This is a genomic window from Metabacillus indicus LMG 22858, assembly GCF_000708755.2.
In the GTDB taxonomy this organism is placed as follows: domain Bacteria; phylum Bacillota; class Bacilli; order Bacillales; family Bacillaceae; genus Bacillus_P; species Bacillus_P indicus.
This window is the reverse complement of the sequence record NZ_JGVU02000001.1, coordinates 275,872-289,961: the sequence shown is the minus strand read 5'-3', so window position 1 is coordinate 289,961 and position 14,090 is coordinate 275,872. Positions and strand designations below refer to the sequence as shown.

The window sequence follows — 14,090 nt, the reverse complement described above, 5'->3', positions numbered from 1 at the left end:
AATTTTATTTTTTGAACAGGAGGAATAAAATTGACTAAAAAAGATCTTAGAGTCATCAAAACAAGGGCTCTCATTCGCCGTGGATTTATCAGTCTTATTGGTTCAAAGGGTTTTTCGTCAATAACCGTGCAAGATATAGCGGCTGAGGCTCAAATTGGAAGAGGAACCTTTTATCTGCACTATCAAGATAAATATGATTTGCTTCAAAAACTGACAGATGAAGTTTTGAATGATTTAGCATCATGTATTCAAACTTCCTTACACATACAAAATGGCGTTTTTTATGTAAAAGCACTTGAAGACATGCTGGTGATTGTCTTTAATCAGATTAAAGACAATTCAATGTTCTATAAAACAATGCTGACAGCAGAAGATATCCCTAATTTCCAGCAGCATCTAACCAAATTTTTATTCGAAAAGTTTAAAATAGAATTTCATAATTTAGAAATAGATGTAAATCAATTGGATTTCCCTCATGATATGCTTTTCAGTTATTTGTCCAGTTCTGTAGTGGGTATTATTGATTGGTGGCTGCAGAATAACATGAAATTCTCTGCTGAATATATGGCTGAGAAAATGGCTGCTCTTTTTGTTCAAGGACCTTTAACTTTATTTGGCATGAAAGTCCAATTAGATTAAAAAACGGCAAAAACAAAAGGACCCAGGAGGTCCTTTTGTTAGATTCCAATAAAGTTCAAATTTTTCTTTAAAACCAGTTACCCATTTAGTTATGTTTATGACCCAGTACAGCGATAGTATGAAATTGTCTGGAGTTTGGACCTTTTAGCATACTAACATTGAAAAATCCAATTTCCTTAGCAACAGGAATTAGTCGTTCTTCTACCAGACTTCTCATACCCTCCCATATTTCATCATCCTTGCCGTCACAAAGAGTAATTATGAAAGAACCACCAGGTTTTAGTACCCTGTAAATTTCAGATAAAGTTTCAGATAAATCGTCCCAAAAATAAATGGTATGTATGCTAAACACTCTATGAAAACTTTCATCTTCGAGTGGCAGCCTATTAACACTCGCTTGAATCAGCTGTGCTTTTTTAGTATTTAACGCGTTTTTATTTCTAATTGCTGCCGACCGAATGACTGTAGGTGAAATGTCCACACCTACCACTTGCTCTGCTGGGGTTTGGTCCAGAATGAGTTTCATTGCGTAGCCAGCACCGCATCCTAATTCTAAAACACGTTCATCATGCTCAATGTTTAATAGCTTAATCGTCCATAGAGTTTCAGGTTTATGTTGCCTTACCATCTTTTCGCCGATATAAGTCCCTAATATTCCATGCGGCTTCCCATACTGTTGATCAATTAATTGTCTAATCAGCTTAATCATTTTTATACCCCCCGCTTCACCTGCTCTTACTAATATTTAACTAAAAAAACGGGCAGCCAAAAGCGGCTGCTCGTTTATGCTAGAATTTATACAAATGATGGAGGTGACAGCATGGAGAAGAAATCAACTGTTTTTACAGCAACCCACGGTGTCATGACTGCAGAAGTCGGCGTCATCAGCGGCGAGCTTGAGCTTGTTACAGCTTGCGGAGAAGACGGCATACTGACTCTTTCCATTACATACAATGGGGCTGCGGAATGGTACACTCTTCCTGGTGAGGAATACCGCCTGCATGATGTGCGTGATCATGAGGTTGTGCACGAGATGCTTGTAAGGGTTCTTGAGCGTCCGTGATTCAATAAGCTGTTATAAAGTGAAAGCCACCACCTAAGTCTGTCTTCGGACTTAGGTGGTGGCTTTTTAACATGCTTAAAATGAAAAAAATTTTTTGAAAGATTACTTTTCAGGAATATCCAAATCAAATCCAACAAACCCTTTATACTCCTCTTCCGAGAAACAAAGCGTAATTCCCGAAACACGATACCTGCTCTTGACTGCTTTTTCGCTGATCCGCAGAGACAATCCGTTACCAGTTTCTGAATAGAGGTGTTCTGCCATACTATAGGATTCTCCCTTATAAAGCAGATCCTTTAACCCCGCTGCTTCGTCTCCTGCCAATTCAATTCCTGTTATCGTTTCCTTCTTATCGATATCCAAAGAGACAAAAGGATTCACATCCAGCTCTTCTGTTGATTTAATACTGAAATTCTCAATTGCATACAAATAAATATAGCCCATGTCTGCATCGCTGTCATAGCTTACTTTCGCTTTCATTTTTTAATCTCCTTTTCATGGATGCTTGATTTATGTAGTCAGAGCTCTCTTCAACCAATCAAACACATCCAAACTTTAAATGAAAGCATCCGGGACCGATGATATACAGAGAGGATGGTACAAAGGAATGGTGTTTATGATAAAAGGATCGATTTTAAGGAAGCTGAGAGAGGAAAAAGGGATCCCAATAGCCTATCTCGCCCACGCTCTCGGTATTTCCATCAGCGCCCTTGTTGCAATTGAAAGAGGGAAAAAACAGCTCACAAGAGATCAACTTTCTATTATATCCGGGATTTTCAACATGACAATCGCCGAATTGATCGCCAGAAAGTAAAAAGAACCCGGGCGATAAGTGTTTTCTGCGCTCATCGCCCGGAGTTTACATCACTGACTGCCGCATATTCCATGCTCTTTTCTGCAAACAGGAGCACATCTTCTGAGACAGGATAAAGGCCTGACTCTTTTGAAGGCTTTTTCCGCACCTCCCAGAATTTCTCCATAAGTTCTTCATCTTCTCCAAACGTTTCCCGCGCTGCTTCCAGCAGCTGAAGTCCAATTTCCATGCCTGCATCGCTTTCAGGAGAAATGCCCCTGCTGATGCACCATTCCATCCTTCGCAAAAGGGATAGATAGAGTTGTGTTTGTTTGCCGCTGTCTCCAAGATCCGGGAGATTCTTTTTCAGGAACTGCTTTTCATCTTCAGCAAAATAATCAACCCACTTTTTTTTCACTGCCTTAGAGGAGTTTACAAGCTTTGAGACACGCTCCCAGGAAAGGCTGCCTTCAAGGTCATACATGTTAATCAGAGAAGACGTATTTTGGATGCTTGTCTCAAGAGTGTCCAATTGTTCCTGCAGATGCTGATGGTGCGCAATCAGAATATCACGGAATGACAGCTTATCCATCATCATTCTGATGTCATCAAGCGACAGGGACAGCGATTTCAAGAGCAGAATCTTCTCGAGCGTCAAAAGATCCTGCTCGGAATAATGCCTTCTGCCATTATCCTGCCTGCCGCTCGGCTTTAATAGGCCGATTTGATCGTAATAGCGGAGAGTTCTTACAGATACAGCATGTTCTTTTGAAACCTCACCGGTGGTCCATCGTTTCATTATTTCCTCCGAAACCTCTTGATTGTGACGCAGCGTCACCTTTTATACTGGAAGTATATCACAATTAAGAAGGAGACAGATGAATATGGAAAATGGAAAAATCGCAGATTGGAAGAGAAAGGACCCTTGGAATGCAAAGACATTTCTGCTTCTGATGCTGCTTGAATTTGGTTTGGTTATGATTCTTGTAAAAGGCCATCTGCAGTCCCTATATGATCAATGGCTGAGCCATTCTTTATACGCGGGTACGCTGACTGGTGCGACGATTGCTCTCATTCTATTAGCAGGAGTCTATTTTTTAGCGCTCAGGCCACATAATAAAACTTGGCTTGCAGTGGGGGTGCGTTCTTTCCGCAAAAAAGACTGGGGAATCATTATCTTGTGCGTGCTCTTCTTACTTGTTGCAGGTGCAGCGGTAATGGCTGCCGTCAGTTTTTTCGGTGTCAGTTATGAGAACAGCAAAACAGATACCCTTACTGGAGAAATTGCGCCTTCTGCCATCCTGCTCGCGCTTGTGAGCGCTGCAGTCATTTCTCCTGTGTACGAAGAAATCTTTTATCGGGGATTTTTATACAGGTGGCTGCGCACAAGGCTTGGGCTCGGGGCGGGAATCCTGCTTTCTTCGCTGATTTTTACCGCTGCCCACTACCCTGTAACAAATGCCATGCCGGTCAATTTTCTTGATGGAATCGTCTTTGCATGGGCTTATGAGAAGACACATTCTATCTGGCCTGGAGTTATTATTCATGGGGTTGTTAATGCGGTAACCGTGTTATTGGTTGTACTTATGTAAAAAAAGACAAAACACCGTATCATTATGGTGTTTTGTCTTTTTGGCCATTTCTATAAAGATCCTTTCATTAAGAAGAAGCTTGAGCCGCTCCCCTCATCTGTTCTTCAGTTTTAGACATAGTTTTATGGCTGCTGAAACCCGAACAGTGCGATAAAAACCAAAAAAGCAGCAAGAGAAACACCTGCAGCGTTCAAACTAACTAGAATGCCTTTTAACCTTCCTCCTGCTCCAATAAGTGCAAAAAGCAGTCCAGCTGAGGCAAAAAGAAGCGGAAGAAAGACGCTAACCTCAAGAACCCCTATATATAGAGAGTTTCCCCACTTTGTTAAGCCGGCCAGAAGCGGTAAAACGGCAATCACAAAACAAATACCGGAAAGAAGTGAACGGGATTTCTTTGACATTTGAAACAGCTCCTATTTCTCTATTAACCTGTGCATATCATAATGATATGCTGATCCGGATCGCTGATTGTAAAGAATGAAAAATCCTTATAGCTGACTATCTCTGTTTCAATGCTGTACCCTAGTTTTTTTACATATGCAAATGATTTTTCTATATCATCCGTATGAAAATTAAAAAGGGGATGCTCTGTGGAACAATCATTTTTTATCATGCCTGCAGGTCCGGCATCAAGAGTCAGTCCGGTATATTCTGAAAGTTGTATCGTGTAAACCGGGTCCTCAATTTTTTCTGAGTCATACGTCTGGCCAAGCAATTGGGTATACCATTCAACGGAATTCTTCAAATCACTGACATGAACAAAAACAGTATTTATTTTGTTATGTATTGGGCTGTTCATTTCATTACTCCCCCTTCATTTTCAGCATATATTTGTTAACTGTTATGTCTGAGATTGCTCTTCCCGCTGCATCCTCCAAACCAGCTCATCAGGATCTTCCTTTTCCAAAAATGTCAGCCGCCATATTTTCTGGTATGTATCATTAGCGAATTCAATTTTATGATTCAACCTCCATAATAGGGACCATTCTGCCTGCAGGAGAGACAGTTCATCCGTGTAATCTGACGAAAAAAGCTTCTCACTTTTGATCACTCTTCCATTCCTTCTGGCAAGCTCCATGTATACGTCGATTCCGTGCACTTCATGATGACACATGATTCTGCAGACATATTTCCGGTTTGGACTGCTTTTTTTCATCAGGGGATAGATATTCTGGTAATTCATGTCTTTGATCTGCCGGAAAATCTCATCAAAAACCGCTCCATCCCAATCCAATGTTTCTGCTGCAATCTTCATACCCTCATGGACAATAGCTGCCGCTTCTCGCTTTTTGTCTGCATCGCTCAATTCAAAAAATCTCCGAACGTCTGTCACTAAAAATACCGGAAAATAGTCAAACATGAGATGTTCATATACGTCCATCTTCTGCTTCTCTTCCATATTTTCCAAGCAAAAAATCTGGATTCCTTTATAGTCTTCCGTTTTCAGCTTTGGCAAAAGGCGGCTGTACAGAAACGCCATGCAACGCGTCTCTCTGACAAAGGCCCAGTTCCATTCCTGCTTTGGAACATAGAGTTCTATGTTTCTTATAACTGGCACTTCATATCCCCCTATAGCTCGGACTCAGTTCACTCCAAACGTCAAAAGCATTTCCGTCCTTATCATGAAAGATAAAATTGCGGCCTGCATGCCCTCTATTTTCAAATTCGCCAGTCTCTGCCCCTTTCAATAACAGGTCTTTCCGCAAAGCTTCCAATGCTTCAAGGCTATCTACTTCAAAGGTCATTGAAAAATGCCTGTGACCGTCAGAGGCAGTGAATCCCGTTCGCTCGCCTGGCATGGCCTTAACAAGAAAAAAACTTTGCCCTGCAAAATCCAAAATGGCCTTTTCATTGTCGAGGTACTTCTCCACGGCACCCAATTTTTCCTGATACCATTGGGAAGCTGTTTTTGGATCTCCTACCGGAAGATAGGTCGTGCCTACTCTTTTAATCAAAGTGCTCATTCCCCCTGTCTATCATTTACAACAATCGGAACCCATAACTCATGCCTCGGCTTATGCCCCGGAGCATAAAAACACTCTATACATGGAAGACTGGCAAGTTCATAGCCTGAGGTTGGCACCCATTCTGAATACAAACGCTTCCATGCATCAGGAATATTCGGAAAAACCGCCCACGAGCTCGGCGGAATCGTCAGAATCTCCGTTCCCTCCGGTGCTTCACCGTCATATCTGACGCCCATAAAATAGTCAAATTCATCGTCCATAATAGCTGCCTCTTTTCCGCAGACGCCAAGCAGACTTTCCAGCGTGCATTTTGGCTCCTCCCAGGCCATGTCCTTCAGCTGCTGCATGAATCCGTCCTTTTTTGCAGCACTCCACAAACCAGGAATGGTTTTAAACGCCCGGCTCGTTTTTACCGGCTTGCTTTTCCCTGCGAGTCTTAATTCAAAGTCAAGATGTTCGATTCTGTAGTCCACGGCCCTATCCCCTTTGATCTATCCGTTTTATTTTCAGTAAGTGCTACCAAATCTTCCCCATCACAACCGTATGATAATACTTGCCGTCTGAAAGGAATTTATCATTTCTCAAAACACCTTCTACTTCAAATCCGCATGACTCATACAGCTTAATGGCTTTATCATTTGTCTGCAGCACCTTTAGAGTCATTTTCTTCAGTCCCGCTTCTTCAGCCCAGGCAATCGATTCTTTCAGAAGGTTTTTTCCAATAGCCAGCCCCCAGTACTCCTGTAAGACGCCAACACCAAACTCAGCCTGGTGAGCCAGCCGCTGCAGAGAGCTTCCCTCGCATCTTGAAAAGCCGGCTATTTTGCCATCCGCTTCAGCTACCAAAAAGAGGTTGCACGCTTTTTCCGAATCATCCATTATAAGCTGCCGGAAGCGGTGCTCATTCAGATGGGCTTCCCCCTGAACCCGGTCAAGGTTCTCAGTTTCGCCGTCAATTTTCCATCGCACTTCTGATAATTCTTTTGCGTCTTCAGGTTCTGCAGCCCGGATTATGTAGTGCACGTCACGCATTATATATACATTTGGATTCATTTGAATCTCCCCATCACAACTATATTGCTTTACCTGTTCCCGCTCCTGATTCCAACCGAAAACGATACTTTCTGAGAATTGTCCATCGTAGCCGTGCCTTTAATCACTTGCTCTTTGATCCCATCAGGCAGTGTAAATCCATTTTGATCTGTCTTGATTTGCTCCACGCCATCGTCCGTAAGGTAGTAGACTTCTAACGTAAAAGACCGGTCTGTATTTAAAAAGTTCAGCTCAGCAAAGGCCTCTCCATCCACCTGAAATTCTGTCACTCCCACATCATCTGTAGGGAGAAGATAAGGTTCCCGGTCAATAGGACACCCGCTGCTGTCGTCACTGTCCCAGCACGAACCAAGCCTGATAGAGCTTGTCTGCTCATTAACTGTCAGCTCTGCCATAGGCCTAGGCTCGTTTTTAATGTCTCGAAATTCTGCCTTTTGAATGAGCTGAGGAATGCACATCAGGCCGTAAATCAAGACTGGAAGAAGGACAATACCTGCAATCTTGGCAGGGTGGATCACTCTGCGAAAGATCAGAGCGTCCACCGCGAAAAAGACAGCTGCGGAGATGACCGGAATTCCAATTAGAAACGCAGCTTCTCCAAACAAAGCAAATCCAATAGCAGCAGCCGGAAGAATATGAATCAGAAAACTGACAGTGAGTTTAAATCTCTCTATCTTCTCAACAATAAATCCTGCCAGCAGATGAACAGGCACACCAGCTATCAGCAGGAATGGCCCTCCGTAAACGGTGCAAAATACAAAGTTTCTGGCATACTCCATCAGCAGATTCTCGCTGTTTTCAAATCCTAAAACGGCTGGAAAAACAAGCAGTGAAATGATGATGGATAAAACAATCGTTTTTGTTCTTTTCATGTTGTTCATTAATGCCCCCTATAATCTATAAAACTTCTATTAATTAAATTATACGTTTCTATCAAATTTTGGTAAACAGAAAACCGTCATTAAATTGATATGACGGTGATCAACCTATCATTAGATTTTCAGCAGTCAGCTGAGTACCTTTTTCTCCTTGGAGTCTGTCTAAAAAAATATAAACAGCTATTAGATTGCCCTCTTCAAATCCTATTTCCATCATAAAAACCATTAAAATGAGCCATTTATGCCAGAATTTTATCTGTTTTCATTTTAATTGAGCATCTTTAACCATTTTGCCCCAATCTTTTTTGCTTATATATTATCACTTATGGCCGCTAAATCCTCTTTCAAACGGATTCCTGTGCGAATGTTTGAACAAAATCTTCACAGATATTAGGTCAATCGTGCGATTGAGATTGGTTATTACTGGGTATACACTACAGAGGAATGAATATTCATTCCCTTATTCCATTCCACGAAAGGCTGAATCAATTATGGCAACTGCAGGTACAAAACGGGACAGCATTCTCTCCGGCGCATTGGCTCTTTTTGCCGAACGAGGATTTGATGCAACTACGGTTCCGATGATAGCAGCGTCGGCAGGAGTTGGAGCCGGCACCATCTACCGTTACTTTGAAAATAAAGAAGTGCTTGGGAACAGCCTTTTTCAGGAGTATGTTGGAATTTTTACCGAAACTCTTCAGCACGAATTTCCATATCAGGAGACGGTCAGGAATCAATTTCATCACATTTTCCAATCCATGATCCAATTTACATTAAAGGAAGCACATGCACTTTATTTCATTAAAACACACAGCAGCGCACATTTTTTAAACGATGTAAGTCATCAGTGCTTTCAGGGTCTGCTGGATATTCTGAAGACCTTTTTTGATTTGGGTAAAGAGAAAAAAGAAATCAAGGAGCTCCCTTCCTCTGCTTTAATTGCCATCGTTTACGGAGCTTTTCTTGAACTTCAGCGGCTGGTCCAAATAGGAGAAATTGAACCGGAAACAAAGCTGATTGAAGACGTTGAAGAAAGCATTTGGGACGCTGTACGGCTACATGCATGAGAAATGATCTGTTTCTCATCCTTTAAACGGAATGAACGTTCATTCCGCAAATCATTATAAAATAAGAGGTGCTAGTAAATGACAAACTCAGCTCAACTTCCTCAGCCAAAGACTTATGGACCTCTCGGCAGTCTGCCGGTTATTAATAAAGAAAAACCGCTCCAATCCTACATGAAGCTTGCAAGGGAGCTTGGCCCGATTTTTCAGTTTCAATTTCCCGGACGCATGAGCACGTTTGTGTCGAGTGCAGCCATTGCAGAAGAAATCTGCGACGAGACGCGTTTTGATAAAAAGGTTGGACCCGCTCTCCAAAAAGTAAAAGCATTCGGAGGCGACGGCCTGTTTACAAGCGAAACGGCCGAACCGAATTGGAAAAAAGCGCACAACATTCTGCTCCCGAGCTTCAGCCAGCAGGCGATGAAAGGCTACCATGCCAAGATGATTGACATCGCCACTCAGCTTATTCAAAAATGGGCACGTTTAAATCCTGCTGAGGAAATTGATGTACCTGAGGATATGACCCGCTTAACCCTTGATACGATTGGCCTTTGTGGATTTAATTACCGCTTTAACAGCTTTTACAGGGAAAACGCCCACCCGTTTGTTGACAGCATGGTGAGGGCGCTCGATGAAGCCATGAACCAGACTCAGCGTCTCGGCATCCATGATAAACTGATGGTTAAATCCAAGAAGCAATTTAATGAAGATATTCAGTACATGTTCGGCCTGGTTGATGAACTAATTGCGGAACGCAAACAAAACGGCGATCAGGGCGAGGATGATCTGCTCTCCCATATGCTTAGAGGGACTGATCCCTATACCGGGGAAACGCTGGATGATGAAAACATCCGGTATCAAATTATTACGTTTTTAATCGCGGGGCATGAAACGACAAGCGGCCTCCTTTCATTCACCATTTACTATCTTATGAACCATCCGAATGTTTTAAAAAAGGCTCAGCAGGAAGTAGATGAAGTGCTTGGCAGCGAAATTCCGGACTATAAGCAGGTAAAAAAATTGAAATATGTCCGCATGGTCCTTAATGAAGCTCTGCGCCTGTGGCCGACTGCCCCTGCATTTTCTGTTTATGCCAAGCAGGACACCACTCTGAATGGAAAATATACAGTTAAAAAAGATGACGTCTTCACGCTTTTAGTTCCGGAACTTCACAGGGATTCTTCCGTTTGGGGAGATGATGCCGAGCAGTTCAGACCAGAACGTTTTGAGGATGCTTCTTCAATCCCGTATCATGCCTATAAACCTTTCGGGAACGGACAGCGTGCATGCATCGGGCAGCAGTTTGCCCTTCACGAAGCTACACTGGTGCTAGGAATGATTCTGCAGCACTTTGACTTTATCGATCATAAGGGATATCAGCTGGACGTCAAAGAAACACTCACACTCAAACCGGACGGGCTCACCATTCGGGTTGCTCCGCGAAAGCCGGGTATTTCTTTTACAGCCTCCACAGCTGCAGAAGAAACGAAGCCCGAAATAAATAAAGCTGCACCCGCTGCTGTAACGGCACATGGTACTCCCCTGCTTGTCCTGTTTGGGTCTAACATGGGAACAGCTGAAGGAATCGCCCGTGAACTTGCTGAAACTGGCCGTCAGCACGGCTTTAATACGAAAACGGCTCCGTTAAATGAGTATGCAGGCGGTCTTCCTGCTGAAGGGGCCGTGCTCATTGTCTCCGCTTCTTATAACGGAAATCCTCCTGATAATGCAGATGAATTTGTTTCCTGGCTTCACGAAACAGGGGAAGATACACTGAACGGCGTTAACTATGCCGTTTTCGGATGCGGAGACCACAACTGGGCGACTACGTACCAGCGCATTCCTGACTTTATAGATGAGCAGCTTCAGCAAAAAGGCGCCCGCCGTCTTTCAGAAACCGGTCATGGGGATGCAAGCGAAGACTTTGAAGGAGATTATGAGAAATGGACTGAGGCTCTCTGGCCAAATCTTGCAAAAGGGCTGGCAATTGAACTTGATCAAAAGGAGCAGGACAGCAGCTCACTCACCCTGCAGGTCGTCAGTGATGTCAGTGATACCCCGCTCGCCCGCACACATCATGCTTTTACAGCGGAAGTGAGCAAAAACGGCGAACTCCAGCATGAGGAAAGCGGCAGAAATACAAGACACATCGAGCTGGTCCTCCCGGAGGGAATCACCTATAAAGAGGGAGACCATCTGGGAGTTCTCCCGGTCAATCCGGACGCTCTGGTTGAACGTGTGCTCAGACGGTTCAACTTGAACGGTGAAGACTATGTGAAACTGACAGGTGATCCTGGAAAAGCCGTGCATCTTCCGGCAGAGAAGCCTGTGAAACTCAGGGAGCTCATCTCGAATTATGCAGAATTCCAGGAGCCTGCCACACGTTCTCAAATCCGTGCTCTCGCTGCCCATACAGTATGTCCTCCTCATGTTTTCGAGCTTGAAAAACTGCTTGAGGACGACATATACAAAACGGAAATACTCGCAAAACGGATCACCATGCTTGAACTGGCGGAAAAGTACCTTGCATGTGAGATTCCGTTTGAAAAATTCCTTCTGCTGCTCCCGGCACTGAAGGCAAGATACTACTCCATTTCAAGCTCTCCCCTTCATAAAAAGGGAGAAGCAAGCATCACGGTCAGTGTCGTCAGAGGCGACGCTCGGAGCGGAAATGGCGAATATAAAGGGATTGCATCAAACTATCTTGCACACCGTTCCAATGGAGATAAAATTGCGTGCTTTATTTCAACACCTAAATCAAACTTCCAGCTTCCCAAAAAAACAGGCACCCCGATCGTTATGGTTGGACCCGGCACGGGAGTCGCACCTTTCAGAGGTTTTATCCAGACCCGCCGCAGTCTCACAGAAAGAGGAGAAACACTGGGAGCGGCCCATCTCTTCTTCGGCTGCCGCACCCCGGAGCATGATTTCTTATATCAGGAAGAACTGGAAAAAGCAGAACAAGATGGCCTTGTCACCCTCCATACTGCCTTTTCAAGACATTCCGGCAGTGAGAAAGTATACGTACAGCACAGACTGGCGGAAAATGCAGACATCATTCTTCCTCTGCTGAAAGATGCAGGCCGTTTATATATTTGCGGAGATGGAAGCAAAATGGCACCGGATGTTGAGCAAACCTTGATAGAGTGCTACATGTATTTTTATCAAACGACGGAAGAAGAAGCCTCCGCATGGCTGGAGTTAATGGAAAAAGACGGACGTTATGCAAAGGATGTCTGGGCAGGAGCTTAATGAAAGATGAAAGCAGCGAACCTTTACCTGGTTCGCTGCTTTTTTAACAATTGATATTTCTGGATATATCATAGAGACAATGCCACTCTATGAACCTTAAAATAAGAAATATTATTAAATACGTTTTATAACTTTACAGTATTCCTCAGAAGAAGCCCCCTTAGCTCCTGTACAGATGAAACAATTACGCCTGCTTGTGCTTCCTCAAGTTCTTCTTTTAATCCATATCCGTACGTCACGCCGATTGAGCGAATGCCTGTGTTAACAGCACCGATGATGTCATGTTTTCTATCCCCGATCATCACCATATCTTCCTGCTGCACTCCTGGAAAGTGATTCATGACAGAATGGATGATTTCAGTTTTTGAAGCTCCTGTACCGTCAAGGCTGCTGCCGGCAACAAGGTCAAAGAATTGGTCAATCTGAAAAAATCTCAGAATTTCTTCAGCAAATACACTCGGCTTAGAGGTGGCAACAGCTGACTTGTACCCAGCTTGCTTTAGCGCGCTCAAAAGTTCAGGAATGCCGTCATATACCTTATTTTCAAACATGCCTTTTTCTTTAAATCGCTCCCTGTAGTAAGAGACCGCTCTTTCTACTTCCTGGTCTGAAAAAGAATAATGCTCAGCAAATGAAACCTGCAGAGGCGGGCCCACAAATCCCTCCAGCTTTTTTAAATCCGTCTCATCGATTGCCATCTTTAAAAGGGCGTATTGAACTGATTTAGTTATACCTTCCCCAGGTTCAGAAAGAGTGCCGTCAAGGTCGAATAAAAGTAGCGTTGGTTTCATGTCGCATGTCTCTCCTTTTTATCGGATAAGATTTTTACATACACTCCGCTTAAAGCTTTCTTTAACGCTTCAGAGGTCATCGTCTTCACTTTTTCAGATAATACGGAAGCTCTTCTGATATCTGCGCCATCATATGTCAAGGGATCAATGATCCGGACTTTGTTTTTCTGGTGCAGATCGTATTCCAGTTCATTTTCCATAACTCTTACATGATCGTGCAGTTTTGAAATGAGCTCTTTTACTTCACTGTCATTTACAGCCCTTAGTTGTGACATCAGTTCTTCATCCTCATCCAGAAAATCATCACGAGATATGAAACCCTTTGACTTGGCTGCTTTCAACGCTCTGGACAAAATGTCATTAGCGTATATGTTCAGGGGGTCCATAAAAAAATCGATGACCTCCTGATAGTAGGTTTTCACAAACCATTCAGCTGACTGGATATCCTTCACAGCTATTTTCCCGTCAGCAAGCGTCACTTTATCTAAAAACCAGTTGATTTCATCAGAAGAAATCACACCATACTCAAACATATCTCTCAACGTATAATCCATTCGATCTGCACAGAGATCCGGTGCCGGCTGCTCGAGCAGCTGCCACTGGGAGTCATCCAGCAGGATGTCTCTGTAGTCGAACCGATACTTTTCAAGAATAGAAGGTATCTCCGAGCTTTCTACTACTGAGCGGAAAATGATCTCATGGTAGTCCTCATCCCTGTTTTCAAACACATAGTCTGCTACATGCGAAAACGCAGTGTAGGAAACATCATGCAGCAATCCTGCTATTTGTTCCTCAAGAGTGCCTCCGAGCATGCGGATTAAAAGCATAACGCCTACAGAATGATCATAGCGGGTAACATTCCATTTTTCATTAACAAGGTATCCGGCCCCGCCCTGATGAATTCCCTTCAGCCGTTGAAGAGGTCCGCTCATAATCAGTTCTTCTAAAACACCATCTATTATTACTTCACCGTAAATACTGTCTTTAATCAGCAACAC

The 14,090-nt window shown here is 43.4% G+C and carries 17 protein-coding genes and 1 pseudogene; 6 read left to right on the top strand and 12 right to left on the bottom strand.

Features of this window, described 5'->3' with window-relative positions:
* Nucleotides 1-30 precede the first annotated feature (30 nt).
* Nucleotides 31-639, top strand: coding sequence for a TetR/AcrR family transcriptional regulator (locus AZ46_RS01500; RefSeq protein WP_029282150.1), 609 nt, complete (start codon nt 31-33; stop codon nt 637-639).
* An 85-nt stretch (nt 640-724) separates the two neighbouring features.
* On the opposite strand, the gene AZ46_RS01495 is transcribed toward AZ46_RS01500, so the two are convergent.
* Entirely contained in the window at nt 725-1,348 is a 624-nt protein-coding gene (locus tag AZ46_RS01495; RefSeq protein ID WP_029282152.1) for a class I SAM-dependent methyltransferase, read from the bottom strand.
* A 111-nt stretch (nt 1,349-1,459) separates the two neighbouring features.
* On the opposite strand from AZ46_RS01495, the gene AZ46_RS01490 reads away from it, so the two are divergent.
* A complete protein-coding gene (locus AZ46_RS01490; protein WP_029282154.1) occupies nt 1,460-1,702 on the top strand; it encodes a hypothetical protein in 243 nt (80 codons plus the stop codon).
* A gap of 102 nt (nt 1,703-1,804) precedes the next feature.
* On the opposite strand, the gene AZ46_RS01485 is transcribed toward AZ46_RS01490, so the two are convergent.
* Complete coding sequence (locus tag AZ46_RS01485) at nt 1,805-2,182, bottom strand: DUF2283 domain-containing protein (protein WP_029282156.1); 378 nt, start codon at nt 2,180-2,182, stop codon at nt 1,805-1,807.
* Between the two features lie 136 nt (nt 2,183-2,318).
* Between AZ46_RS01485 and AZ46_RS01480 the strand changes: the two genes are divergently transcribed.
* Complete coding sequence (locus tag AZ46_RS01480; protein WP_161781190.1) at nt 2,319-2,516, top strand: helix-turn-helix domain-containing protein; 198 nt, start codon at nt 2,319-2,321, stop codon at nt 2,514-2,516.
* Nucleotides 2,517-2,547: 31 nt separating this feature from the next.
* On the opposite strand, the gene AZ46_RS01475 is transcribed toward AZ46_RS01480, so the two are convergent.
* The gene (locus AZ46_RS01475; protein WP_029282160.1) at nt 2,548-3,294 is read right to left on the bottom strand and encodes a MerR family transcriptional regulator; all 747 of its coding nucleotides are present in this window, start codon (nt 3,292-3,294) and stop codon (nt 2,548-2,550) included.
* A gap of 85 nt (nt 3,295-3,379) precedes the next feature.
* Between AZ46_RS01475 and AZ46_RS01470 the strand changes: the two genes are divergently transcribed.
* Nucleotides 3,380-4,087, top strand: coding sequence for a CPBP family intramembrane glutamic endopeptidase (locus tag AZ46_RS01470; RefSeq protein WP_029282162.1), 708 nt, complete (start codon nt 3,380-3,382; stop codon nt 4,085-4,087).
* A gap of 122 nt (nt 4,088-4,209) precedes the next feature.
* Here AZ46_RS01470 and AZ46_RS01465 read toward each other — a convergent pair whose 3' ends face one another.
* From AZ46_RS01465 to AZ46_RS01435, 7 genes and pseudogenes are all read right to left on the bottom strand, one after another.
* The gene (locus AZ46_RS01465) at nt 4,210-4,488 is read right to left on the bottom strand and encodes a hypothetical protein (RefSeq protein ID WP_029282164.1); all 279 of its coding nucleotides are present in this window, start codon (nt 4,486-4,488) and stop codon (nt 4,210-4,212) included.
* A 23-nt stretch (nt 4,489-4,511) separates the two neighbouring features.
* Nucleotides 4,512-4,886 (bottom strand): VOC family protein, encoded by a 375-nt coding sequence (locus AZ46_RS01460; protein WP_029282166.1) that lies wholly within the window; start codon nt 4,884-4,886, stop codon nt 4,512-4,514.
* A 42-nt stretch (nt 4,887-4,928) separates the two neighbouring features.
* A complete protein-coding gene (locus AZ46_RS01455; protein WP_029282168.1) occupies nt 4,929-5,645 on the bottom strand; it encodes a hypothetical protein in 717 nt (238 codons plus the stop codon).
* Between the two features lies 1 nt (nt 5,646).
* Entirely contained in the window at nt 5,647-6,051 is a 405-nt protein-coding gene (locus AZ46_RS01450; protein ID WP_029282170.1) for a VOC family protein, read from the bottom strand.
* A pseudogene (locus AZ46_RS01445) lies at nt 6,048-6,545 on the bottom strand (GyrI-like domain-containing protein); the annotation flags it as partial. The pseudogene AZ46_RS01445 and the gene AZ46_RS01450, both read right to left, overlap by 4 nt.
* A gap of 25 nt (nt 6,546-6,570) precedes the next feature.
* Nucleotides 6,571-7,107, bottom strand: coding sequence for a GNAT family N-acetyltransferase (locus AZ46_RS01440; RefSeq protein ID WP_152554697.1), 537 nt, complete (start codon nt 7,105-7,107; stop codon nt 6,571-6,573).
* A gap of 29 nt (nt 7,108-7,136) precedes the next feature.
* A complete protein-coding gene (locus AZ46_RS01435; RefSeq protein ID WP_029282175.1) occupies nt 7,137-7,988 on the bottom strand; it encodes a hypothetical protein in 852 nt (283 codons plus the stop codon).
* A 488-nt stretch (nt 7,989-8,476) separates the two neighbouring features.
* Here AZ46_RS01435 and AZ46_RS01430 point away from each other — a divergent pair, with 488 nt between their 5' ends.
* Together AZ46_RS01430 and AZ46_RS01425 are read left to right on the top strand one after the other, a co-directional pair.
* Nucleotides 8,477-9,052, top strand: a complete 576-nt coding sequence (locus tag AZ46_RS01430; protein ID WP_029282177.1) for a TetR/AcrR family transcriptional regulator — start codon at nt 8,477-8,479, stop codon at nt 9,050-9,052.
* 78 nt (nt 9,053-9,130) lie between these two features.
* A complete protein-coding gene (locus AZ46_RS01425; protein WP_029282179.1) occupies nt 9,131-12,301 on the top strand; it encodes a bifunctional cytochrome P450/NADPH--P450 reductase in 3,171 nt (1,056 codons plus the stop codon).
* 125 nt (nt 12,302-12,426) lie between these two features.
* Here the strand turns inward: AZ46_RS01425 and AZ46_RS01420 are convergent, their stop codons facing one another.
* Nucleotides 12,427-13,092, bottom strand: coding sequence for an HAD family hydrolase (locus tag AZ46_RS01420; RefSeq protein ID WP_029282180.1), 666 nt, complete (start codon nt 13,090-13,092; stop codon nt 12,427-12,429).
* A complete protein-coding gene (locus tag AZ46_RS01415) occupies nt 13,089-14,087 on the bottom strand; it encodes an HD domain-containing protein (protein WP_029282182.1) in 999 nt (332 codons plus the stop codon). The genes AZ46_RS01420 and AZ46_RS01415 overlap by 4 nt, the downstream gene beginning before the upstream one ends.
* Between the last annotated feature and the right edge of the window lie 3 nt (nt 14,088-14,090).

What these genes read in the sequence shown, in the direction of transcription:
- AZ46_RS01470 (WP_029282162.1), top strand. Translation starts at nt 3,380, where the DNA reads ATGGAAAATGGAAAAATCGCAGATTGGAAGAGAAAGGACCCTTGGAAT.
- AZ46_RS01465 (WP_029282164.1), bottom strand. Translation starts at nt 4,488, where the DNA reads ATGTCAAAGAAATCCCGTTCACTTCTTTCCGGTATTTGTTTTGTGATT.
- AZ46_RS01475 (WP_029282160.1), bottom strand. Translation starts at nt 3,294, where the DNA reads ATGAAACGATGGACCACCGGTGAGGTTTCAAAAGAACATGCTGTATCT.
- AZ46_RS01495 (WP_029282152.1), bottom strand. Translation starts at nt 1,348, where the DNA reads ATGATTAAGCTGATTAGACAATTAATTGATCAACAGTATGGGAAGCCG.
- AZ46_RS01485 (WP_029282156.1), bottom strand. Translation starts at nt 2,182, where the DNA reads ATGAAAGCGAAAGTAAGCTATGACAGCGATGCAGACATGGGCTATATT.
- AZ46_RS01450 (WP_029282170.1), bottom strand. Translation starts at nt 6,051, where the DNA reads ATGAGCACTTTGATTAAAAGAGTAGGCACGACCTATCTTCCGGTAGGA.
- AZ46_RS01420 (WP_029282180.1), bottom strand. Translation starts at nt 13,092, where the DNA reads ATGAAACCAACGCTACTTTTATTCGACCTTGACGGCACTCTTTCTGAA.
- AZ46_RS01425 (WP_029282179.1), top strand. Translation starts at nt 9,131, where the DNA reads ATGACAAACTCAGCTCAACTTCCTCAGCCAAAGACTTATGGACCTCTC.
- AZ46_RS01440 (WP_152554697.1), bottom strand. Translation starts at nt 7,107, where the DNA reads ATGAATCCAAATGTATATATAATGCGTGACGTGCACTACATAATCCGG.
- AZ46_RS01430 (WP_029282177.1), top strand. Translation starts at nt 8,477, where the DNA reads ATGGCAACTGCAGGTACAAAACGGGACAGCATTCTCTCCGGCGCATTG.
- AZ46_RS01490 (WP_029282154.1), top strand. Translation starts at nt 1,460, where the DNA reads ATGGAGAAGAAATCAACTGTTTTTACAGCAACCCACGGTGTCATGACT.
- AZ46_RS01435 (WP_029282175.1), bottom strand. Translation starts at nt 7,988, where the DNA reads ATGAACAACATGAAAAGAACAAAAACGATTGTTTTATCCATCATCATT.
- AZ46_RS01480 (WP_161781190.1), top strand. Translation starts at nt 2,319, where the DNA reads ATGATAAAAGGATCGATTTTAAGGAAGCTGAGAGAGGAAAAAGGGATC.
- AZ46_RS01460 (WP_029282166.1), bottom strand. Translation starts at nt 4,886, where the DNA reads ATGAACAGCCCAATACATAACAAAATAAATACTGTTTTTGTTCATGTC.